Genomic DNA, 21568 nt, shown 5'->3' on the forward strand with positions numbered 1-21568 from the left:
GTGCTACGAGGCGATGACGACGTTCGTGAACGTGACGAGGTTGAGCGACGGGTCGAGGCGGAAACCCTGCACCGCGTCGCGGTAGGCGAACTGCACCGTCTGGTCGTAGAGCGGCACGACGTAGTAGTTCGCGACGAGGTACGCCTGCACCTGCGCGTAGAGCTCGGCGCGGGCGGTTTCATCGGTCGTCGAGCCGGCTTCGTCGAGCATTGCGTCGATGTCGGGGTCGGCGAGTCCGGTGTTGTTCGCATGGTAGCCACTCGGCGCGGGGGTGTTGCCGTCGGAATGGTAGACGACGCGCAGCACGTCGGCCGACGACTTCGAGTACGGCGCGATGATCGCGTCGAAGTCCCACTCGCCGCTCGCGGCGTACCAAGAAGAGATGTCGAGCTGTTCGATCTGCACGTCGAAGCCGATCTTCGCGGCCGACGCGGCGATCTGCTCGATGAGCGAGACCTCGGCGGGAATCGACTGGTTTGTCGAGAGCGGGAAGCTGACGGTGAGCGGCTCGCCGTCCTTGAGGCGAATGCCATCGTCGTTGCGCTCGGTGTAGCCGGCCTCGTCGAGCAGCTCGTTCGCGCGGTCGGGGTCGGCCGCGAGCACGGCCGAGAAGTCGGTGCCGTCGTACGACTCGACCGCCTCGGGCAGCGCCGACGAGAGCGGCGAGTAGGCGCGGTCGAGCGTGCCGAAGTAGAGCGACTCGACGGCCGCATCGATGTCGGTCGACACCGCGAATGCCTCGCGCACCTTCGGGTCGTTGAACGGCGCGCGGGTCGAGTTGAGCTCGATGCGCGCGGTCGTGCCGGGGCGCGCCGCGACGACGGTTTCGTAGCCCGCCTCGTCGCTGAGCTGGCTCAGGGTGTCGGGCTGCACCTGGTCGATCACGTCGACCTGGCCGGCCTGCAGTGCGGCGGCGCGGGTCGCGGCGTCGGGGATGAACCGCCACTCGAGGCGCTCGAGGCGCGAGCCCTCGTCGGGCAGAATCTCGCCCGGCATGTTTGCCTGGTGCGTCTCGTTGCGCACGAGCGTCACCTGGTTCTGGCGCTCCCACGAGTCGACCTTGAAGTAGCCGGTGCCGATCGGGTCCTCGCAGTTCGCGTCCTGCCCGCGCTCGAGGCCGGCGGGCGACATGATCGCGAGCCAGGTCTGGGCGAGGGATGCGGTCAGGGCCGAGTCGGGGGTGTTGAGGCGGAACTCGACGGTGGAGTCGTCGGTCGCGACGATCTCGTCGACCTTCGCGAGGGCGAGGATGCCCGTCGACGAGGCCGTGTCGGGGTCGCGCACGTGCTCCATGTTCGCGACCACGGCAGCCGCGTCGAACGGCGTGCCGTCGGAGAACTCGATGCCCTGCTTCAACGGCACCGTCAGCGTGAGGCCGTCGTCACTCACCGAGGAGGACTCGGCGAGCCAGGGCACGATGTCGCCGTTGTCGTCGCGGGCGAAGAGTGACTCGAGCACCTGGTGGCCAAGCTCGGCCTGAGGCCAGTTGCCGCCGACGTGCGGGTCGAGGCAATCGGGCTCCGACTGGCCGGTCGCGTAGACGAGGGTGGTGGTGGAGGCTTGTGCGGAGCAGGCGGCGAGGGGCGCAAGAAGCGCGAGACCCGTAGCCACGGCGAGCGCACGCCGAAGAGGAGCAGGCATAGCTCCCAGCCTAGCTGTTTGTAGACCGTGTTTAGAAACGGCGGGTTGCGCGCAGAGCGTTAGAACCGGCAGTAGTCGACGAGGTCGTTGATGCGGTCTTCCACCGCATCCGCGCCGTCGGCGATCTGGTCGAACTCGAGCAGAATCGTGCCGTTGTCCATCACCCGCTCGATCGTGTCGACGAGGTCCTCGCCCTCGACCGCGACCTCGTTGAGCATCCCCTCGAGTTCGACGTCCTCGGCAACATTGCGGAGGTCCTTGATGTAGCCGATCGCGACGCGCATGCGGTCGAGCGTCGCGTACGGGTCGTCACCGAAGTTCTGCGCCGCCTCCGAGACGATCTGGTTCGCGTAGGCGAGATCGCTCTCGATGGTCGCGCACGAGACCGAGGTCGGCGCGGGGTGCGTGTTCGTCGGCAGAACGGTGCCGCCGTCGACGACGCCGGTGGGCGGTGAGACATTGCAGCCAACGAGCAGCGTGGCGGTCGCGGCGAGGGTGGCGACGACAGTGAGGGTGCGGCGAGACGAAATCATTGCTCCCTATCTTCCTATGCCGCCGAGCCGCAGTAGTCGCTGACGGCGGTGACGGCGTCGCCAACCTCCTGCGCCTGCTGCTGCAGTTCGCCAAGATCGCTCAGCCCCGAGCCACTCGACACGCTCGACACGAGCTCGCCGATCGCGGTCTCGACCGCCTCCATGCGCGTGCGCAGCTCGGGATCGGTCGTGCTGTCGGTGAGCTGGGTGACGCGCTCGGAGAGCTGCTGGAGCTCAGCAATGAATCCCTGCGGGTCGGTCAGCGCCGACTCGGCCGCCGTGCTGAGGTCGGAGCCGATGCGCTCGAGCTCGCTGCCGATGTTCGCGCAGGTGATCTCGCTCGGAACCGCCTGCTGCGTCGTCTCGCGCTCGCCGCCCGACTCGGGGCCGACGGCGCCGCACGCCGTGAGGGCGAGGAGCGAGATGCCGGCCGCGAGGCCGGTCAGCGCGCGGGAAACGCTGCGCATGGAATTCCTCCAAAAGTGATGCTGGTGCGCCCGATAGCATCGCATACGAACACGAGAGAACACGGAGTCATGCATGTCGCAGCGCAAGGGCCGCATCGGTCGTCCCGCGGCCTCGAGCCGCGTCACGCTCGAGGAGGCCGCGGGGGAACTCGCCCTCGAGCAGGGGTGGGACGCGATTTCAGTGAACGACATCGCGACGCGCGCCGGCGTAAGCCGCTCCTCGTTCTTTAACTACTTCACCGCGAAGTCTGACGTGCTCTGGTCGACCTTCGACGAGGCGGCGGACGCGGGCACCTCGCTCGTCGACGTCGTCGAGCGCCTGCAGGTCGCGGGCCCGCCGGCCGCGCTCACGCACGCCGAGGCGATGGGCGCGCAGAACGCCATCGCCGAGACGGCGCTGAGCCGCGCGCGCCGACTCGTGCGGCACATCGCACCGCACCCGCAGGACGCGGGCGAGCGCATCCGCGCCGAGATGGGCGCGCTTGGCGTCGTGCTCGTCGTCGTCGACTGGGCCGGCGACGGCGTCACCCGCGGCGCGCTCGCCGAGCGCATGGATGCGGTGCTCGGCACCCAGTGGCGCGGCGAGTAGCGCGCGCGTCGGCGACGAGCGTCGGTGCGGTTGCAACGGCAGAGGTTGTGTCGACCGTCGGGGCTATTTCGACCGTCGGGCCTGTGCCGACTGTAGGGGCTGTGTCTACTGTAGGGAAAACTGCATTGGCGGCACCCACCCCGCCTCGTAGCGTTACGGGCATGAAGATCACCCCCGCGCGCCTGCTGCTGTCGGCAGGTCACCTCGTGCTCGAGGCCACCGTGGTGCTCGGCATGCTGTTCGCCGCGCTGGTGCTCGCGCAATCGGTGGGGTGGGCGATCGGCACGACGTTCGCGTACGTCGCGGCGACCCTCGTGTTGCTCGCGGTGATCGCGGTCGCCTCGCCCTGGGTGCTCGCTGGCGCGGCGCGAGTGCAGGAGCGCTTCGGACGCGAGACGTACGGCCTGGCCGTGCCCGAGCATCCGGTGCGCCGCGGCGGGAGTGGCGAGGAGTTCTCAGTGTCGGCGAGCTCGCTCGCGCAGTTCGCCGACCGGCGCAACTGGTGGGGCTTCGCAAACGCCGTCGTCGCGGTCCTCACCGGCACCGCGGTGCTGCTGCTCGCGATGGCCATCGGCATCGGGGTGGGCTACCTCGTGCGGGCGATCGCGCACCCTTCGAACGTCGTCGCCGTGTTCACGGTGCCGGTGGACCGGGGCACCGTGATCGGCGTTGCGATCGGCGCGATCGTCGTTGGCCTCGGGCTCATCGTCGGCATCCTCCCACTGTTCGCGATCCTCACCCGCGCGATGCTCGTGCCGTCGAAAGAAGCCGAACTGCGCGAGGCCGCCCGCGCCGAGCGCGACCGCCGCCGCCACGCAATCTCGGCCGCCGACATTGAGCAGGGCCGGCTCGAACGCGACCTCCACGACGGCGTGCAGCCGCAGCTCGTGTCGGTTGCGATGACGCTCGCACTCGCGAAACGCAAGCTCGCGACCGATGCGTCGGCGGCCGAGGAGCTCATCGACGAGGCGATTCGCACGACGAAGCTGAGCATCGGTGACCTTCGCGCGCTCGTGCGGGGCATGCGCCCCGCGATTCTCAGCGACCGCGGCCTCGACGCCGCCCTCTCGGCGCTCGTCTCGTCAAGCGCGGTGCCCGTGCGGCTCGTCAACGAGGTCAGCGACCGCGCTGACGTGACGACCGAGCTCGTCGTCTACTTCGCCGTCGCCGAGTCGGTGACGAACGCGATGAAGCACTCGGGCGCGACGAACATCGACGTGCGCATCTGGCGCAGCGAGCACGGGCTGCGCGCCGACATTCGCGACAACGGGCACGGCGGGGCGCTGCTTCGTCCGGGCGGCGGTCTGCAGGGCGTGCGCGAACGCGTCGCCGCGGCGGGTGGTTCGATGGTGTTTTCGAGCCCCGCTGGCGGCCCGACCGAGATTGAGGTGATGGTGCCATGCGCGTCGTAGTGTGCGAAGACCACGCGCTGCTGCGGGAGGGCCTCGTGCGCCTGCTGCGCGAGGCCGGCCACGAGGTGGTAGCGACACTGTCGGATGCGCGCGGGCTCACCGACGCGGCGGCCGACGCCGATATCGCGGTGCTCGATGTGCGCATGCCGCCGACGTTCACGAACGAGGGCGTGCTTGCCGCGCTCGAGCTGCGACGTGAGCGCCCCTGCTTCCCCGTGCTCGTGCTCTCGCAGTATGTCGAGGAGCGCTACGCGACCGAGCTCATCCGCCAGCCCGGCGCCGGGCTCGGCTACCTACTCAAAGACCGCGTCGCCGACATCGACGTGTTCCTCGACGCCCTCGAGCGCATCCACGCCGGTGAGCACGTGCTCGACGAGGACGTGATTGCCCAGCTGCTCGCGCGTCGCACGAGCGACGACCGGCTCGCGGCGCTCTCACCCCGCGAACGCGAGGTGCTCGGGCTCATGGCGCAGGGCCGCTCGAACGCCGAGATCGCGGCGCAGCTGTTCGTGTCGAACGGCGCCGTCGAGAAGTTCAGCGCACAGATTTTCCAGAAGCTCGACCTCTCGACCGACCGCGCGGGCAACCGCCGGGTGCAGGCCGTGCTCACCTACCTCGAGGTCGAAGCGAGGCAGCCATGACGACTCCCGCCATTCGCCCACGCGCAGGCTGGGCAGCGCGCATCCTCGCCGCCGTCGGCATCCTGATCGTGCTCGCCGGCGCGACGATCGCCGGTGTCTCGGCGTATGGCGCATCCCGCGAGTTCGACGTCACGAGCACGGTAGAGCTGCCCATGGCCCAGCGCATCGAGCTCGAACTCGGCACGGTGTCGACGCTCTCGGTCGAGCGCGACAACGAGATCAAGCGGCCGACGCTCGAGGTGTACGGCACCGGCATCGACGGTCAGGGGCCATTCGAGGTCGACACGTCGGCAGAGGGCACGCTGCGCATCACCTCGACCGAGCAGGAGCCGATGCCGTGGCGGAGCGACGGGTATGCCATGGCGACCGGCGTGCTGCTGCTGCCGAGCGACATGGCGGCGGGGCTCGAGATCACCGCGTCGCTCTCCGACGACGCCAACCTCTGGCTCAACACCGACGCCGAGCGAGTGAGCGTCACGGTCACCGGCCCCGGCTGGGCCGACGTGCGGGGCGACATCGACACCCTCGAGCTCGCTGGACCGACCGCGACGTTCAGCGCACGCGGCGAGATTCGCTCGCTCACGGCCTCGGCGGCGTCGGTCGACGTGAACTTTGCCGGCGTCGCGCCCGAGCGGGCGACGCTCGACGTCGACTTCCTCACCCTGGCGGGGCTGCCCCAGTCGACGCCGCTCGCCCTCACCGCGCCGGACTGGCTCGTCGAGCGCTTCGGCCAGGTCGGCTACCAGGTCGATGCGGATGCGCCGAACGCGATCACGATCGGCGACCCGCTGCCCGAGGAATCGTTCGTCTGGGGCGACGAGTCCTGGTAGCGGCGGCCGCCCGCCGGCCGCTAGACTTGGCGGCAGTGACGATGATCCGCCATCAACGGGGAGTCTTCGGAAGAACGGCCGCCCGCGGCCAAGTAGAACCGAACGGGTAGGCCCGAAACAGCCGTAACGAAGTGGCAGCGCACGCTGCAATCGGGGTGGTACCGCGCGAAAGCGCCCCTGGGCCTGGCAAACCAGTCATCTGCAGGAGACCACCCATATGAGCGCGACGTACCCCAAGTCCTCCGCCTCGGCGTTCGGCGCCGATGTGCCCGCTTCGCCCTCGTTCCCGAACCTCGAGCAGCAGGTGCTCAAGTTCTGGGGCAGCGACAACACCTTTCAGGCGTCGATTGATCAGCGCGAGGGTGCCGAGGAGTGGGTGTTCTATGACGGCCCGCCGTTTGCGAACGGCCTGCCACACTACGGGCATCTGCTCACGGGCTACGCGAAGGACGTCTTCCCGCGCTACAACACGATGCGCGGCAAGCAGGTCAACCGCGTCTTCGGATGGGACACCCACGGGTTGCCCGCCGAGCTCGAGGCCATGAAGCAGCTCGGCATCACAACGAAGGACGAGATCGAAGAGATGGGCGTCGCGGAGTTCAACCGCGAGGCGCGCGAATCGGTGCTGCGCTACACGCAGGAGTGGCAGGACTACGTCGAGCGTCAAGGCCGCTGGGTCGACTTCGAGAACGGCTACAAGACGCTGAACATCACCTACATGGAGTCGGTGATCTGGGCGTTCAAGCAGCTCTACGACAAGGGCCTCGCCTACGAGGGCTTCCGCGTGCTGCCGTACTGCTGGAACGACGAGACGCCGCTGTCGAACCACGAGCTGCGCATGGACGACGACGTCTACCAGGATCGCCAGGACAACACGGTCACCGTGTCGTTCCCGCTCACCGGCGCCCGCGCATCCGAGCTCGGCCTCGAGGGCGTTGCGGCGCTCGCGTGGACGACGACGCCGTGGACCCTGCCGACGAACGCGTCACTTGCCGCCGGCCCCGAGATCGTCTACCTCGCGGTACCGACCGCCGACGGCTCGGCCACCTACCTGCTCGCCGAGGCGCGCATCCCCGCCTACCTCAAAGAGCTCGGCTACGAGAAGGCTGAGGATGCGGTGGCCGCGTCGACCGCGCGCGTGCTCGGCGCCGATCTCGCCGGCGTCACCTACGAGCCGCTCTTCGATTTCTACACGGACACCGCGAAGTGGGGCACCGAGCGGGCCTGGCAGTTCCTCGTCGACGACTACGTCACGACGAGCGACGGTACGGGCATCGTGCACCAGGCGCCCGCCTACGGTGAGGACGACAAGCGGCTCAACGACGCCGCGGGCATCCCGACCATCCTCTCGCTCGACGCGGGCGGCAAGTTCCTCGCCGACGTGCCGCTCGTCACCGGCCTGAACTGGCAGGACGCGAACAAGCCGCTCGTGCAGGAGCTCAAGGCGCGCGGCCGGCTCGTGCAGCAGAAGTCGTACGTGCACTCGTACCCGCACTGCTGGCGCTGCAAGCAGCCGCTCATCTACAAGGCCGTCTCGAGCTGGTTCGTGCGGGTCACCGAGTTCCGCGACCGCATGGTCGAGCTCAACGAAGACATCACCTGGGTGCCCGAGAACGTGAAGCACGGCCAGTTCGGCAAGTGGCTGCAGGGTGCCCGCGACTGGTCGATCTCGCGCAACCGCTACTGGGGTTCGCCAATTCCGGTGTGGAAGAGCGACGACGACAACTACCCGCGCGTCGACGTATACGGCTCGCTCGACGAGCTCGAGCGCGACTTCGGTGTGCGCCCGACCGACCTGCACCGCCCCGCGATCGACGAGCTCGTGCGCCCGAACCCCGACGACCCGACCGGCAAGTCGATGATGCGCCGCATCCCCGATGTGCTCGACGTGTGGTTCGACTCGGGCTCGATGCCGTTCGCGCAGGTGCACTACCCGTTCGAGAACGGGCCCTGGTTCGACACGCACTCGCCCGCCGACTTCATCGTCGAGTACATCGGGCAGACACGCGGCTGGTTCTACATGATGCACGTGCTGTCGACTGCGCTGTTCGATCGCCCGGCGTTCTCGAACGTCATCTCGCATGGCATTGTGCTCGGCTCCGACGGCCGCAAGATGTCGAAGTCGCTGCGCAACTACCCCGACGTGAACGAGGTATTCGACCGCGACGGCTCCGACGCGATGCGCTGGTTCCTCATGTCGAGCTCGGTGCTGCGCGGCGGCAACCTCATCGTGAGCGAAGAGGGCATCCGCGAGTCGACGCGCCAGTTCCTGCTGCCACTGTGGTCGACCTACTACTTCTTCACCACCTACGCGAACACCGCGAACGGGCCGGATGCGCCGGGGTACGAGGCGCAGTGGCGCACCGACTCGGCGCACGTGCTCGACCGGTACATCCTGGCGAAGCTCGGCGAGACGATGCGTGGCGTGCAGGCCGACCTCGACGAGCTCGACGCCTCGAACGCCACCCAGCGCCTGCGCGACTTCGCCGAGGTGCTCACGAACTGGTACGTGCGCCGCTCGCGCGACCGCTTCTGGGAGGGACTCGAGGGCGACAACGGCGAGGCGAACCGCGACGCCTTCGACACGCTCTACACCGTGCTTGAAACGCTCTGCCGCGTCGCCGCGCCGCTCGCGCCGTTCGTCACCGAGACGATCTGGCAGGGGCTCACCGGCGGCCGCTCGGTGCACCTCGAAGACTGGCCCGACGCCGAGTCGTTCCCCGCCGACGTCGAGCTCGTGTCGTCGATGGATGCGGTGCGCGAGATCGTCTCGGCCGGCCAGGCCCTGCGCAAGCAGCACCAGCTGCGCGTGCGCCTGCCGCTGCACCGCCTCACCGTGCTCACCGAGCGCGCCGGCGAGCTCGAGGGCTTTGCGTCGATCGTCGCCGACGAACTCAATGTGCGCGAGGTGCTGCTGCAGCCACGCACCGACGAGGCCGCTGCTGCCTACGGCGTCTCGCGCGTGCTGCGCGTGAACGCGCGCGCCGCAGGACCCCGCATCGGCAAGCTCGTGCAGCAGGCCATCAAGGGCTCGAAGTCGGGTGACTGGCAGCAGGATGACGCGGGCAACGTCGTCGCCGGCGGCATCGCGCTCGAGCCGAACGAGTACGAGGTCGACCTCCAGGTCGCCGACTCGCAGGGTACCGACGTCCTTGGGCTGCTGCCGAACGGCGGCATCCTCGTGCTCGACGCCGAAGTGACCGGCGAGCTCGCGGCCGAGGGTACGGCCCGCGACGCCGTGCGCGCGGTGCAGGATGCCCGCAAGGCCGCCGGGCTCGAGGTGAGCGACCGCATCCGCCTGCGCCTGCGCGCCGACGACGCGTCGGTGGCTTCGCTCGAGGCGAACCGCGATCTGCTCGCGGGCGAGACGCTCGCCACTAGCCTGGAGATCACGGGCGGCGCCGCGCCCGACCCGGCGCGCGCATCCGTGGCGCACAGCTACGGCGCCCTTGAGATTGAACTGGAGAAGGCATGAGCGATGACCGCAATCGCGACGAGTCCGACGACAACCTCCCCGAAGAAGAACTGACCGCCGAAGACATCGCGAAGCTGCTCGGCGGGGCGCCGTTCGACGACGGCCTCGACTTCGACACCGACTTCGCCGACGACTTTGCCGCCGAGGAGGTGCGCCTCAGCGACCGCGAGGCCGAGGAGCGCCGCCGCCTCGAGCAGACCGACTGGCGCGAGGAAGCCGATGCCGTGTTCGACGAGCTCATGGAGCGCGTCGGCGAAGGCCAGCCGCAGCCGCGGCTCGCGCCCACGCGGCGCGCGTGCGAGTTGCTCGGCGACATTCACCGCGCGTGGCCGATGATTCATATCACCGGCACGAACGGCAAGTCGTCGACCGCGCGTATCACCGAGTCGCTGCTGCGCGCCCACGGACTGCGTACCGGTATTCTCACGAGCCCGCACCTCGTGCGGCTCAATGAGCGCATCGGTATCGACGGTGCGCCGATCGCCGACGAGCGACTCGTCGCGAACTGGCGCGACATCGAGCCGTTCCTCGCGATCGTCGACGCCGAGCTCGAGGAGGCCGGCGAGGTTCGGCTGACGTTCTTCGAGGCACTCACCGTGCTCGCGTTCGCGTGCTTCGCGGATGCGCCGGTCGACGTCGCCGTCGTCGAGGTCGGCATGGGCGGCGAGTGGGACTCGACGAACGTCGCCGACGGTGCGGTCTCGGTGTTCACGCCGATCTCGCTCGACCACGTCGGCCGGCTTGGCTCGACCGTCGCCGAGATCGCGCGCACGAAGTCGGGCATTATCAAGCCCGGCGCCTCGGTCGTGTCGGCCGCGCAGCCCGCCGAGGCCGCCGCCGAAATCGCCGCGGCAGCCGAGCGGCTCGAGGCCAAGCTTTTCGTCGAGCCGACCGACTTCGCCGTCACCGCCGATCACATGGCGGTCGGCGGCCGACTCATCTCGGTGCGGGGCCTCTCTGGGCAGTACGACGACCTGCCGCTCGCGATTGCGGGCGACTACCAGGCCCACAACGCGGCGCTCGCGCTCGCGGCAGTCGAGGCATTCTTTGGCGGCGAGCGCGAGCTGCTCGCCGAGAACGTCGAGGCAGGCATCGCCGAGGCGCTCTCGCCCGGCCGGCTCGAGCTGGTTGGTGCATCCCCGGCCGTCGTCATCGATGCCGCGCACAACCCGCACGGGGCGGCGCACCTCGCGCAGGCCGTCACCGAGACGTACGCCTTCGACCAGCTCACGCTCGTGCTCGCCGTGCTCGAAGACAAGAACGTCGAGGGCATCGTGCGCCCGCTCGCGACGATCGCCGATCGCATCATCGTGACGCAGTCCGACTCGCCGCGCGCGATCGATGCCTACGACCTTGCCGAAATGGTGCGCGACGTGCTCGGTGAGGAGCTCGCCGAGCAGAAGCAGGTGCGCGTCATCGACCGGTCTGAGGATGCGCTGCTGCAGGCACGAGCCGAGGCCGCCGCATTCGAGCTCGGCGAGGACGACCACGGACTGCCGCAGTCGGCCGGCGTGCTCGTGACCGGCTCGATCACGCTCATCGGCGAGGCGTACGCGCTCGCGCACGAGGGCGGCTGGAAGTTGCCGCCAGAAGACACGGGGGAGTAGGCGTGGCGCGAAGGTATCGCACCGTCACCGAGCAGCTCGGCTCGATTCTCATTGCGTTCGAGGTGATCTCGGTCGCGCTCGTCGCCCTCGCGCTGTTCGGGCTGCGCGCGCTGCCCGCCGGCACCGCGCTTGGTGGCGGGGCAGTGTTCGTGCTCGCGTTTGTGGCCGGCGTGTATTTCTTGCGGTTCAACTGGGGTCGCTGGTACGTGCTCGGGCTGCAGGTTTTGCTCACCCTCGGCGGGTTCCTCGACTCGATCGTGTTCATCGTCGGCGGGCTGTTCTTGGCCGTCTGGCTGTTCTGCATGTTCCGCGGCGGCAAGATCGACGCCGAGCGCGCGCCCATCATCGCCGAGTTCGAACGCGCCCTCGCGGCGGGCGAGATTGACGAAACCGGCGCCCCGCTTGACGACACTGGCGCCCCGCGCGCCGCAACCACCACCGACTAACGTCGACAGCGATATCCGCTGCAACGAATAGGAGCAGGAATGACCGAACAGACCCTCGTTCTCGTGAAGCCCGATGGCGTTCGCCGCAACCTCATCGGCGAGGTGATCGCCCGCATTGAGCGCAAGGGCTACGTCGTCACCGACCTCCGCTACGTGAGCGCCACCCGCGAGTTGCTCACCGAGCACTACGAGGAGCACGTGGGCAAGCCGTTCTTCGAGCCGCTCGTCGAGTTCATGATGTCGGGCCCGACCGTCGCCGTGCGCGTCGAGGGCAACGGCGTCGTTGAGGGCTTCCGCTCGCTCGCCGGCGCCACCAACCCGACGACTGCCGCGCCCGGCACCATCCGCGGCGACCTCGGTCGCGACTGGGGCAAGGCCGTCATCGAGAACATCGTGCACGGCTCGGACTCGACCCTCTCGGCCGACCGCGAGCTCGGCATCTGGTTCAAGTAACGCTGCTCGCACCAACGCTCATGGTCGCGCCGGATCCCCGGCGCGACCATTCGCGTTTCCGAAGCGGCCAGTGGTGTTCTGGCGCGGTCACCAAGTGGGGGCGTTTGAGCCGCAAATCGGGCTGCTTGGGTCGGGTGCGGAGCAGATTCTTGGACGAACGCCGAGATTTTGGGGGTTTGAACGGGCTCAGCCCGTTCAAACCCCCAAAATCTCGGCGTTCGTCCGTGTTTCCCGAGGTCACCGGCCCCGCGAGGCCGCAGTTCTTCGCAGTGGCGCGCCAGAACACACGATAATTCGACCCAACGACACTGCGCGTCGCTCTTCGTTGCCTTGCGCGCTACGCGTGTCGACCCGCGTCGATACGTGAGCTTCGTCTCGACAGACTTTTGGGTTAGACGGCGAAGGGGGCGACTCGGCGAGACGACGGGTAGCGGTGTCGCTCAGCGCGCACCATCGCGAGGATCTGCGACGCGCACTCGTCCCAGCGCTCGATGATGTCCCAGTACGTGAACCGCAGCATCGAGTAGCCGAGCGACTCGAAGTAGCGGTCCTTCTTGCGGTCGCGGATTACGTCGGCCTGATTCGAGTGGTAGGCGAAGCCGTCGCACTCGACGGCGAGGTAGTCGCCGATGAGAAAGTCGAGCTCGAACACACCCACCTTCACATGCCGACGGTGCTTGATGCCGAGTTGGTCAAGCCGCACTCGCACGAGCGACTCGAGCGCCGAGTCGGCGCGATGCCCCGACAACGCGATGGCGCGCTGCAGCTTCTCCTTGGCCAGCGGGTGTTCGTTAAGCGACGTGACGTCGAGTTCGCGCCTGGCCATCTCGTCGAGGATCGCCACGAGTTCGTCGAGCTCGCAGCAGTCTTGGGCACACAACAGGATTCCCTCGTGACTGTCGAGCGCATCATCGGGGAGGCTGAGCGAGGGCAGGTGGTGCCACGTGTCGCCGAGCCCGTAGGCGCCCACCCGCAGGTGTAGCTCGCTGAACTCTGGTGTCCAGAAGCCGAGGTGCTGCAGTGCGCTGAGGCAAGTGACGGCGCCGCCGGCGATCCGGGCACGGCCAAACATCGTGAGGGGAGTGGTCGGCAGGCGATACCAGCCGCGCTGTTGCTTCTTGAGTCGGCCGGTCGCGACGAACTTGCCGATGGCATGCCGGTCATAGCCGAGGTCGTGGAGCTCCTCGGTCGTGATGACCTGGTGGTTGCGATTGAGGTAGGCGTCGAGATCGTCGTGCATGGCGGCAGCCTGCCCGGTGCGGTCACGCAAACGTTGAGTGGTGGAGCCCAACTGTGGACGGCCAAGTATCCACAGCGACGCCGGAAGTCCGTTGTACACACGCGTCAAGGGTGGAAAGCAGTGTGGCCCTCGTCTCCGGGGAGACGAGGGCCACAGTCTGAGGGAGCTGGCGCGCTACGGGCGGGCGGCCATCGCGCTGACGATTTCGTAGGCGACGTGCGAGGCGCTCACGGCGGTGATCTGCGCGTGGTCGTAGGGCGGCGAGACCTCGACGACGTCGGCGCCGACGAGGTTGAAGTCCGAGAACTGGCGAATCATCCGCAGTAGCTCGCGGCTCGTCATGCCACCGGCCTCGGGCGTGCCGGTGCCGGGCGCGTGCGCCGGGTCGAGCACATCGATGTCGACCGAGAGGTAGACGGGACGGTCGCCGAGGCGGGTGCGCATCCGCTCGATCGCCGCAGGCACGCCCTCGTTCTCGATCTCATCGCTCGAGATAATCGCGAAACCGAGGCGCTCGTCGTCGCGGAGATCCTGCTTGCTGTAGAGCGGGCCGCGCGTGCCGACGTGCAGGCTCGCCTCGAGGTCGATCAGGCCCTCTTCGGATGCGCGGCGGAACGGCGTGCCGTGCGTCACGGGCGCGCCGAAGTAGGTGTCCCAGGTGTCGAGGTGCGCGTCGAAGTGCACGACCGCGACGGGGCCGTGCTGCTTCGCGACCGAGCGCAGCATCGGCAGCGCGAGGGTGTGGTCGCCGCCGATGACGACGAGGCGGGCACCGTCGGCGCGCAGCTGGTCGGCGCCGGCTTCCATCTCGGCGACGGCCTCGGTGATGTCGAAGGGGTTGACGGGGATGTCGCCGGCGTCGACGACCTGCACCTCGTTGAACGGCGCGATGTCGACGGCCGGGTTGTAGGGGCGCAGCAGGCGTGACGCCTCGCGTACGTGCGACGGGCCGAAGCGGGTGCCGGGGCGGTAGCTCACGCCGCTGTCGAAGGGAATGCCGACGACGATCACATCGGCCGACTCGACATCTTCGAGCCGGGGGAGGCGCGCGAACGTCGCAATGTCGGCGAATCGCGGCGACTTGCTCGCGTCGGCGGGGCCCAGCTTGCCGCTCTCAAATTGCACGTACTCGGGACGCATCTCAACCTCACCGTCAGATTACAAAAGTTGTCTATTGCGAAACTACGCGCGGTGCACGGCCCGCGCAAGTCTCGAGCATCCGACTTGGCTGAGCGAGGGTTAGCGGCCGTTACTCCACGGGGCCGGGATGAGGATCCACATGACGCGGGTCGCTTCGTCGCAGTGCCAGCTGTGCGGTTCGGCGCCGTGGAAGGTGACCGTGTCGGTTGCCTTGAGGTGGATCGAGCCGGTGCTGAGGCGCAACTCCAGCGAGCCCGAGATGACGTGGAGCACCTCGACGTCGCAGTTGATCGTGTAGAGCTCGTCGCCGCCGTCGGCGCCGGCCTCGATCGTCGAGTGGATGACCTGCACGGCCGACTGGCCGCGCGGTGTGACCATCTGCTCGCGCGCGCCAAAGCCGCCGAGGTTGATGTGCGGCGCCGAGTCGAGGTGGACGACGGCCGTGTCGGGCTCGTCGAACAGGCTGCCGATCGTCACCGAGAGCACCTGGCAGAGCGAGTGGAGCGTCGCGACGCTGGGCGAGGTTTCGTCGCGCTCGACGCGCGAGATGTACCCCTTGGATAGGCCGGTGCCGCTCGCGACCTCGGCGAGCGTGAGTCCCTGGGCGCGGCGCGCTGCGCGCAGCTTGGCACCGATCCGAGCCGCCTGGGATTCGGCCATGGGGGTGACGCCGCGCATCGATGGTCCTTCCGTTGGGTGGATTCCAGTATCCACCAGCGCGCGCACACGAGCCGCGCCACGTAGGTTGCACTATAGAAAACAAAGATTGCATAATCGTAGAAAGTTGCGTGCGGAGCGCAACCGCCGCTCGTTCGGCGATCACCTCCCGGAGGACTCAATGACGAACCCCACCATCACCGTCGACGACATCGCGGCGGCCGCGCAGGCGATCGTCGCCGCCTACGCCGCGAACGACGAGGCCGACTACTTCGCGCGCTTCGCGCCCGATTGCTCGTTCGCGTTCCACACCGACGGCGAGATCCACACCGCGCGCGACGAGTGGCAGCAGGGCTGGCGCGAGCTGCGCGCCGAGGGCTGGGAGGTCATCGAGTGCCACAGCCTCGTGACGCACATCCAGCTCATCCCCGAGGGCGGCATCTTCGTGCACGAGCTCGAGACCACCTCGCGCACCGGCGACGAGACCGAAACGTACAAAGAGCGCGAGACCATCGTCTTCACGCGCCGCGATGGCGAACTCATCGCCATTCACGAGCACCTCTCGACGATCGACGAGGCGTCCGAGGTAAGCGAGGCCGCAGCGTGAGCCACGACGTCAACACCGAATCGGCCGACGCGACCCAAGCCGAGGGTCCGGTCCGCGGCACGCTCGGCGGCGGGCGCATCCTGCTTATCTGGCTCGCCGCGAACCTCGTCGTCACGACGCTGCTCACCGGCACGCTCTTCGTGCCGGGTGTGACGTTCGCCGAGTCGGCGCTCTGGATCGTCGTCGGCACCGTGCTCGGCGCGTGCGTGCTCACGCTCATTGCGACGATGGGCGTGCGCACCGGCCTGTCGACGATGGCGCTCACGAAGGGCTCGTTCGGCCTGCGCGGCTCGATCGTGCCGGCCCTGTCGAACCTCGTGATTCTCATGGGATGGTCGTGGGTGCAGGCGATGCTCGCCGGCATCTCGCTCGACTACCTCATCTTTAGCTGGACCGGCTTCACCAACCCCGCGCTCTTCGCCGCCCTCTGCGAGGTTGTCGTTGTGCTGCTCGCGATCTTCGGGCACGCGGGCATCGCGAAGATCGAGCCGTGGCTCGGCATCGTGATCCTCGGTTTCATGGCCTACGTCTTCATCTCAGCGTTCGGGCAGCACTCGCTCAGCGACTACCTCGCGATTCAGGCTGACGCCGAGCTCGGCATGACCGGCCTCAGCGTCTTCGACATCGTGTTCGCCACCGCGATCTCGTGGACGGTGCTCTCGGCCGACCTCACCCGTACTGCGCGCACCCCGCGCGCCGGCGCGACCGGTGCGGCCATCGGCTACACGCTCTCGACCGTGCTCGCAATGCTGCTCGGCGCCGTCGCGATCTCGTATGTGCTGCTTGAGGGCAACGAGGCGATCCCCTTCGACCCGACCGTCGTCATCGACGCGTTCGGCGCGCCCCTCGCGATCGTCATGTTCCTCTCGGTGATGGCGACGAACACCATGGTCGTGTTCGGCATGACGCTGTCGCTGCAGCACGCGTTCCCGCTAAAGAAGCCGCTGCCGTTCGTGCCGACCGCGCTCGGGCTCGGCATCGTGTCGGTCATCGGCTCGACCTGGCTCGGCCTGCTCGACCAGTTCACGACGTTCCTTTCGACGATCGGCGCGCTGTTCATTCCAGTGTTCGCCGTGATGATCATCGACTACTACGTCGCGCGCCGCGGCGTCTACGACCGCGACATTCTGCGGCACAGCGGCGGCAAGTACTGGTTCGCCGGCGGTTGGAACATCGGCGCGATCCTCACCTGGGTCGTCGGCGGCGCCACCTACTGGGTGCTCGCGTTCGTATGGCTCTCGCCGATTGGCGCGGCGCTGCCGACGGTGCTCGTGTCGGCGCTCGTCTACTTCGTCTGGGTGAAGGCGACCGGCATCCGCGCCGAGGCGGGCGCGCGTTCGCAGCACCTCGCCGAGGCAGCGTAGTCGCGTAGTTCATGGCCACCCTGACCGCTCCCTCGCGCGGAAGTCGTTCCGCCGGGGGAGCGGCAGGTTTACCGAAGACACCGAGGTAGCGTGACTCCATGTTGATCGACCTTTCGCACCCGATCGGCACCGGCATGCCGGTATTCCCCGGCGACCCCGAGGTCACGGTGCGGCCCGCCGCCGAGCTCGAGCGCGACGGCTTCGCTGTCGCCCGGCTCGAGCTCGGCAGCCACAGCGGCACGCATGTGGATGCGCCGGCCCACTCGATCGCCGGCGGCCGCACGATTGACCAGGTCGCGCTCGACGAGCTCGTCGGCGAGGCGGCCGTGCTGCAGCTGCCCGGGCTCGCGGCCGGCGAGGTGATCACCGTCGAGCGGCTCGCGCCGCTGTTGGATGCCGGGCTCGGCGGCGCGCGCATCGTGCTGCTCGCGACGGGGTGGGACGCGCACTGGGGCGAGGCCTCGTACTTCGCCCACCCGACGCTCGGCGCCGACGCGTGCCGTGCGCTGATCGAGGCTGGCATGCACGTGCTCGGCATGGACACGCTCAACCCCGACCCGAGCGACGGCGGCGAACTCGAGGTGCACCGGCTCGTGCTGGGCAGCGACCGGCTCATTATTGAGAACCTGCGCGGGCTGACGGGGCTGCCGTCCCGCGTGCGCTTTGCGGGGGTGCCGCTGCGGCTCGACGCCGGCGACGGCAGCCCGATTCGGGCCTACGTCGACGCTGGGTAAGGCTGACTTATTGGACGAACGGCGAGATTTTGGGGGTGTGAACGGGCTCAGCCCGTTCACACCCCCAAAATCTCGCCGTTCGTCCGTGTTTTGCGCGGGAACCTCCGCGTTCCGCGTTGAAATCGACCCGATTACGTCACCTGATCCGGATTGGTCTGTGCGTGCAGCAGTCCTGCCGTAGCGGTACAAATGGGTACCGACAAAGTGGCGCGTTCGGGGTCACTGACCGAGCAGGTCGGGGCCGCACCGTGCGATACTGTCAGAGTGCGCGCAAGCGTACTGAGACTTTCGGAGCAACCGCTCCCGCCGCACCAGCGGCACGCCGTACCCACGACGACAGATTTCCCGCGGGCTGACCGCGGCCAAGACACAGTTCCGACCAGGAATCGCGCCAGCGACTGGTCGGCGACAGCAGGAGCACCCCAGTGACGGTGGACAACCACAACAACGATTCCAATAACTCCAACGACGAAGCGAACCAGATCGACGACGCCGCTCAGCCGCAGGCTGAGGCGACGAGCGATGCTGTCGACGCGGCATCGACCGACACAGAGTCGCAGCCCGCGGCCGACGCCGAGTCAAACGAGGGCGAAACTGCAGCCGACGTGACTTCGGACGACGCCAAGGGCGACGCCGACGCGGCGGCGACCGAGGCCGCCGACTCGACTGAGGCCAGCAGCGCCGACAGCACAGACCCTGCAAAGGCTGACGTCGCAGAGAGTGACGACGCGGCGGCAGTTGCCGACGACAGCGCGAAGGCCGACGACACCGACAAGGCTGACGACGCCGCGAAGACCGACGACGCGAAGCCAGAGGACGAGCGCCACCCGCGCATTCCCGAGGTCATCACGCAGCGGACCCTCTTCTTCCTTGCGCCCGACTTGCCGCCGCTGCCCGAGGCCCCCCGCAGCAGCCGCAACGAGCCGCGCGAGCCGCAGCAGCTCGACGACGCGAACGACGAGGACGGCGACGACAACGAGAGCAACAGCAACAACCGCCGCCGCACCTCGCGCCGTGGCCGCCGCGGTGACGAGCAGGAGCGCGAGCAGCGCGAACCCCAGCGCCGCGAGCGTGACCGCGACCGCGACCGCAGCCGCGACTCTGGCCGCGACTCGAGCGACTTTGACGACGATACCGACGCCGAGGTCATCGACGAGCCGCAGGCCGTTAAGGGCTCGACGCGCCTCGCCGCGAAGCGCGCCCGCCGCCGCGAAAGCCGCGAGCTCGGCCGCCGCCGCACCGTCGTCACCGAGAGCGAATTCCAGGCCCGCCGCGAGTCGGTCGACCGCAAGATGCTCGTGCGCGCCAAGGACGGTCGCGTGCAGATCGGCGTGCTCGAGGACAACATCCTGGTCGAGCACTACGTTGCCCGCAACGAAGACGTCTCGCTCATTGGCAACGTCTACCTCGGTCGCGTGCAGAACGTGCTGCCGAGCATGGAGGCCGCGTTCGTCGACATCGGCGAGGCCCGCAACGCCGTGCTCTACTCGGGCGAGGTTGACTGGAGCGCCGCGAAGCTCGGCCCGAATACGGCCCGCAAGATCGAGAATGCCCTCAAGCCGGGCGACAAGGTGCTCGTGCAGGTCACGAAAGACCCTGTCGGACACAAGGGTGCCCGCCTGACCAGCCAGATCTCGCTGCCCGGCCGCTACCTCGTGTACGTGCCCGGCAACACGCTCAACGGCATCAGCCGCAAGCTGCCCGAGACCGAGCGCACGCGCCTCAAGAAGATCCTCAAGGAGGTGCTGCCGGACGGCGTTGGCGTCATCGTGCGCACCGCCGCCGAGGGCGCGACCGAGGAGCAGCTGCAGCGCGACGTTGAGCGCCTCACGCGCCAGTGGGAAGACATCCAGAAGCAGGTCGCCTCGGCAGGCAAGGGCCCGAAGACGCTCCACGCCGAGCCCGACATGCTCATCAAGATCATCCGCGACGTCTTCAATGAGGACTTCCACCAGCTGATCATCCAGGGCAACTCCGAGCTCGAGACGATCAAGACCTACCTCGGTCAGGTCGCCCCCGACCTGCTCGAGCGCGTCGAGAAGTACACGGGCGACGACATCTTCGTTGAGTACAAGGTCAACGACATGATCGACAAGGCGCTCAGCCGCAAGGTCTGGCTGCCGTCGGGTGGTTCGCTCGTCATCGACCGCACCGAGGCGATGACGGTCATCGACGTCAACACCGGCAAGTTCGTCGGCTCGGGTGGCAACCTCGAAGAGACCGTCACGAAGAACAACCTCGAGGCGGCCGAAGAGATCATTCGCCAGCTGCGCCTGCGCGACATCGGCGGCATCATCGTCATCGACTTCATCGACATGGTGCTCGAGACGAACCGCGACCTCGTCCACCGCCGCCTCGTCGAGGGTCTCTCGCGTGACCGCACGAAGCACCAGGTCGCCGAGGTCACGAGCCTCGGCCTCGTGCAGATGACCCGCAAGAAGATCGGTCTTGGCCTGCTCGAGACCTTCTCGGAGCCCTGTGCTGCCTGCGCCGGCCGCGGCGTCGTCGTGCACTCGCACCCGGTCAACCATGGCGGCGGCAACAGCAACCAGTCGAAGGGCCGCTCGCAGTCGCGCCGCGGCAACAACAAGGGCCAGAACGACAACGGTCGCAACCAAAACCAGGGCCAAAACCAGAACCAGAACCAGAACCAGACGCAGAGCGGTTCGAACGGCGGCGGCACCCACGAGATCACCGATGACGCCCGCAACGCGCTGACGAAGATCGCCGCGTCGACCATGGTGTCGGCGAAGGACGACGAGGCGGTGCGCGAGGCGGCTGAGAAACTCGCGGATGCGGCTGCCGCGGCAGCGTCGGGCAAGCCCGCTGCCGATGTGCTCGCGGCCGGAGGCGACTCGTCGAACGACAACGACTCGAACGGTGAGGGCCGTCGTTCGCGGCGCTCGCGCCGCGGCGGCCGCGGTCGCAACCGTAATGCCGAACAGCAGGGCGACGAGCCGCAGAACTCGAACGCCGAGCAGGTCGAGGACCAGCAGGATGCGCGTGACAGCCGGGATGCCCGTGACAGCCGCGATTCGATCCAGCAGGATGCGTCGGGCAGCGACCGCAACGGTAACGACCGTTCGGCCAGCGACCGCAACACTAGCGACCGCGCAAACAGCGATCGCAACGCCAACGACCGCAGCGCCAACGACCGCGCCGCAACCACGACGGCTCAGCCCGCGCAGGACGCGACGAAGGCCGAGGAGGCACCCCGCGCATCCAAGCCGCGCCGCCGCCGCGTGAGCACCGGCACGGTCACGGCCGATGCCTCGAGCAGCGAGGCGCGCCGCGAGTCGGCGCTCTCGATCGAGCTGCCCGAGGCGAAGCAGCCGGCGCCGAAGGCCGAGCCGCAGGTCGACGCGTCGCTGAGCCTCGAATCCCTCGACGCCGCCCTCGACTCGCTCGCCGGCACCGCCGAGCCGAACGAGTCGAGCAGCCAGCCCAAGGAGCAGCCACAGGCCGCGCCGCGGGCAAGCGCCGAGCCGGCTCCGGCCGCCGAGGCCCCGAAGACCAGCTCGCCGAAGCGCCGTCGGCGCATCACGACGGGCCCGATCGCGGGGGAGTAGTTCCCCGCGAGCGGGTCGACTCCGAGGGTTGACGCTCACCCGAAGAATCGACTAAAGTAGGTCGCTGTTGCACGCTCTTCGAGCGACGCGGCGTCGGCCGCGCAGTGAGAGCGTCAGGGTACGTGCACCGGCACGTCACGCAAATCGTTCGCGAAGCGACTTC

The 21568-nt window shown here is 68.4% G+C and carries 18 protein-coding genes; 12 read left to right on the plus strand and 6 right to left on the minus strand.

Annotated features, from left to right (window positions below; all coding sequences use genetic code 11):
- Window positions 1-3 precede the first annotated feature (3 nt).
- From EJL01_RS08475 to EJL01_RS08485, 3 genes are read right to left on the minus strand one after another with little or no spacing between them, the layout of a single operon-like run.
- On the minus strand, window positions 4-1641 hold the full coding sequence (locus EJL01_RS08475) for an ABC transporter substrate-binding protein (RefSeq protein WP_125107110.1): 1638 nt from the start codon (window positions 1639-1641) through the stop codon (window positions 4-6).
- 59 nt (window positions 1642-1700) lie between these two features.
- Complete coding sequence (locus EJL01_RS08480; RefSeq protein ID WP_125107111.1) at window positions 1701-2174, minus strand: hypothetical protein; 474 nt, start codon at window positions 2172-2174, stop codon at window positions 1701-1703.
- A 14-nt stretch (window positions 2175-2188) separates the two neighbouring features.
- Entirely contained in the window at window positions 2189-2641 is a 453-nt protein-coding gene (locus EJL01_RS08485) for a hypothetical protein (protein WP_125107112.1), read from the minus strand.
- A 73-nt stretch (window positions 2642-2714) separates the two neighbouring features.
- On the opposite strand from EJL01_RS08485, the gene EJL01_RS08490 reads away from it, so the two are divergent.
- The 8 genes from EJL01_RS08490 to ndk all read left to right on the plus strand — a co-directional run bounded on the left by EJL01_RS08490 (window position 2715) and on the right by ndk (window position 12094).
- On the plus strand, window positions 2715-3230 hold the full coding sequence (locus EJL01_RS08490) for a TetR/AcrR family transcriptional regulator (RefSeq protein ID WP_125107113.1): 516 nt from the start codon (window positions 2715-2717) through the stop codon (window positions 3228-3230).
- 161 nt (window positions 3231-3391) lie between these two features.
- Entirely contained in the window at window positions 3392-4642 is a 1251-nt protein-coding gene (locus tag EJL01_RS08495) for a sensor histidine kinase (protein WP_125107114.1), read from the plus strand.
- Window positions 4630-5283, plus strand: coding sequence for a LuxR C-terminal-related transcriptional regulator (locus EJL01_RS08500; RefSeq protein ID WP_125107115.1), 654 nt, complete (start codon window positions 4630-4632; stop codon window positions 5281-5283). Before EJL01_RS08495 ends, EJL01_RS08500 begins: the two co-directional genes overlap by 13 nt.
- Window positions 5280-6113 (plus strand): hypothetical protein, encoded by an 834-nt coding sequence (locus tag EJL01_RS08505; RefSeq protein ID WP_125107116.1) that lies wholly within the window; start codon window positions 5280-5282, stop codon window positions 6111-6113. The genes EJL01_RS08500 and EJL01_RS08505 overlap by 4 nt, the downstream gene beginning before the upstream one ends.
- A 217-nt stretch (window positions 6114-6330) precedes the next feature.
- Entirely contained in the window at window positions 6331-9588 is a 3258-nt protein-coding gene (gene ileS, locus EJL01_RS08510; protein ID WP_125107117.1) for an isoleucine--tRNA ligase, read from the plus strand.
- The gene (locus EJL01_RS08515; RefSeq protein WP_206427695.1) at window positions 9585-11195 is read left to right on the plus strand and encodes a bifunctional folylpolyglutamate synthase/dihydrofolate synthase; all 1611 of its coding nucleotides are present in this window, start codon (window positions 9585-9587) and stop codon (window positions 11193-11195) included. The genes ileS and EJL01_RS08515 overlap by 4 nt, the downstream gene beginning before the upstream one ends.
- Window positions 11196-11197: 2 nt before the next feature.
- Window positions 11198-11641: a DUF4233 domain-containing protein gene (locus tag EJL01_RS08520; RefSeq protein ID WP_164509761.1), complete on the plus strand. Its 444-nt coding sequence runs from the start codon at window positions 11198-11200 to the stop codon at window positions 11639-11641.
- Between the two features lie 39 nt (window positions 11642-11680).
- Entirely contained in the window at window positions 11681-12094 is a 414-nt protein-coding gene (gene ndk / locus EJL01_RS08525) for a nucleoside-diphosphate kinase (protein WP_125107119.1), read from the plus strand.
- A gap of 391 nt (window positions 12095-12485) precedes the next feature.
- Here the strand turns inward: ndk and EJL01_RS08530 are convergent, their stop codons facing one another.
- The 3 genes from EJL01_RS08530 to EJL01_RS08540 all read right to left on the minus strand — a co-directional run bounded on the left by EJL01_RS08530 (window position 12486) and on the right by EJL01_RS08540 (window position 15152).
- Window positions 12486-13334 (minus strand): type IV toxin-antitoxin system AbiEi family antitoxin domain-containing protein, encoded by an 849-nt coding sequence (locus EJL01_RS08530; protein WP_125107120.1) that lies wholly within the window; start codon window positions 13332-13334, stop codon window positions 12486-12488.
- A 174-nt stretch (window positions 13335-13508) separates the two neighbouring features.
- Window positions 13509-14474, minus strand: coding sequence for an agmatinase (speB, locus tag EJL01_RS08535; RefSeq protein WP_125107121.1), 966 nt, complete (start codon window positions 14472-14474; stop codon window positions 13509-13511).
- Between the two features lie 99 nt (window positions 14475-14573).
- Window positions 14574-15152, minus strand: a complete 579-nt coding sequence (locus EJL01_RS08540; protein WP_125107122.1) for a helix-turn-helix domain-containing protein — start codon at window positions 15150-15152, stop codon at window positions 14574-14576.
- 160 nt (window positions 15153-15312) lie between these two features.
- Here EJL01_RS08540 and EJL01_RS08545 point away from each other — a divergent pair, with 160 nt between their 5' ends.
- The 4 genes from EJL01_RS08545 to EJL01_RS08560 all read left to right on the plus strand — a co-directional run bounded on the left by EJL01_RS08545 (window position 15313) and on the right by EJL01_RS08560 (window position 21405).
- The gene (locus tag EJL01_RS08545) at window positions 15313-15738 is read left to right on the plus strand and encodes a nuclear transport factor 2 family protein (RefSeq protein ID WP_164509762.1); all 426 of its coding nucleotides are present in this window, start codon (window positions 15313-15315) and stop codon (window positions 15736-15738) included.
- Window positions 15735-17102 (plus strand): purine-cytosine permease family protein, encoded by a 1368-nt coding sequence (locus EJL01_RS08550; protein WP_125107124.1) that lies wholly within the window; start codon window positions 15735-15737, stop codon window positions 17100-17102. The genes EJL01_RS08545 and EJL01_RS08550 overlap by 4 nt, the downstream gene beginning before the upstream one ends.
- A gap of 98 nt (window positions 17103-17200) precedes the next feature.
- A complete protein-coding gene (locus tag EJL01_RS08555) occupies window positions 17201-17836 on the plus strand; it encodes a cyclase family protein (RefSeq protein WP_125107125.1) in 636 nt (211 codons plus the stop codon).
- Window positions 17837-18261: 425 nt separating this feature from the next.
- Window positions 18262-21405 carry an Rne/Rng family ribonuclease gene (locus EJL01_RS08560; protein ID WP_125107126.1) on the plus strand — a complete coding sequence of 1048 codons (3144 nt, stop codon included), beginning with the start codon at window positions 18262-18264 and terminating at the stop codon, window positions 21403-21405.
- Window positions 21406-21568: the final 163 nt, after the last annotated feature.

This window comes from Gulosibacter massiliensis (assembly GCF_900626105.1).
Classification (GTDB): Bacteria; Actinomycetota; Actinomycetes; order Actinomycetales; family Microbacteriaceae; genus Gulosibacter; species Gulosibacter sediminis.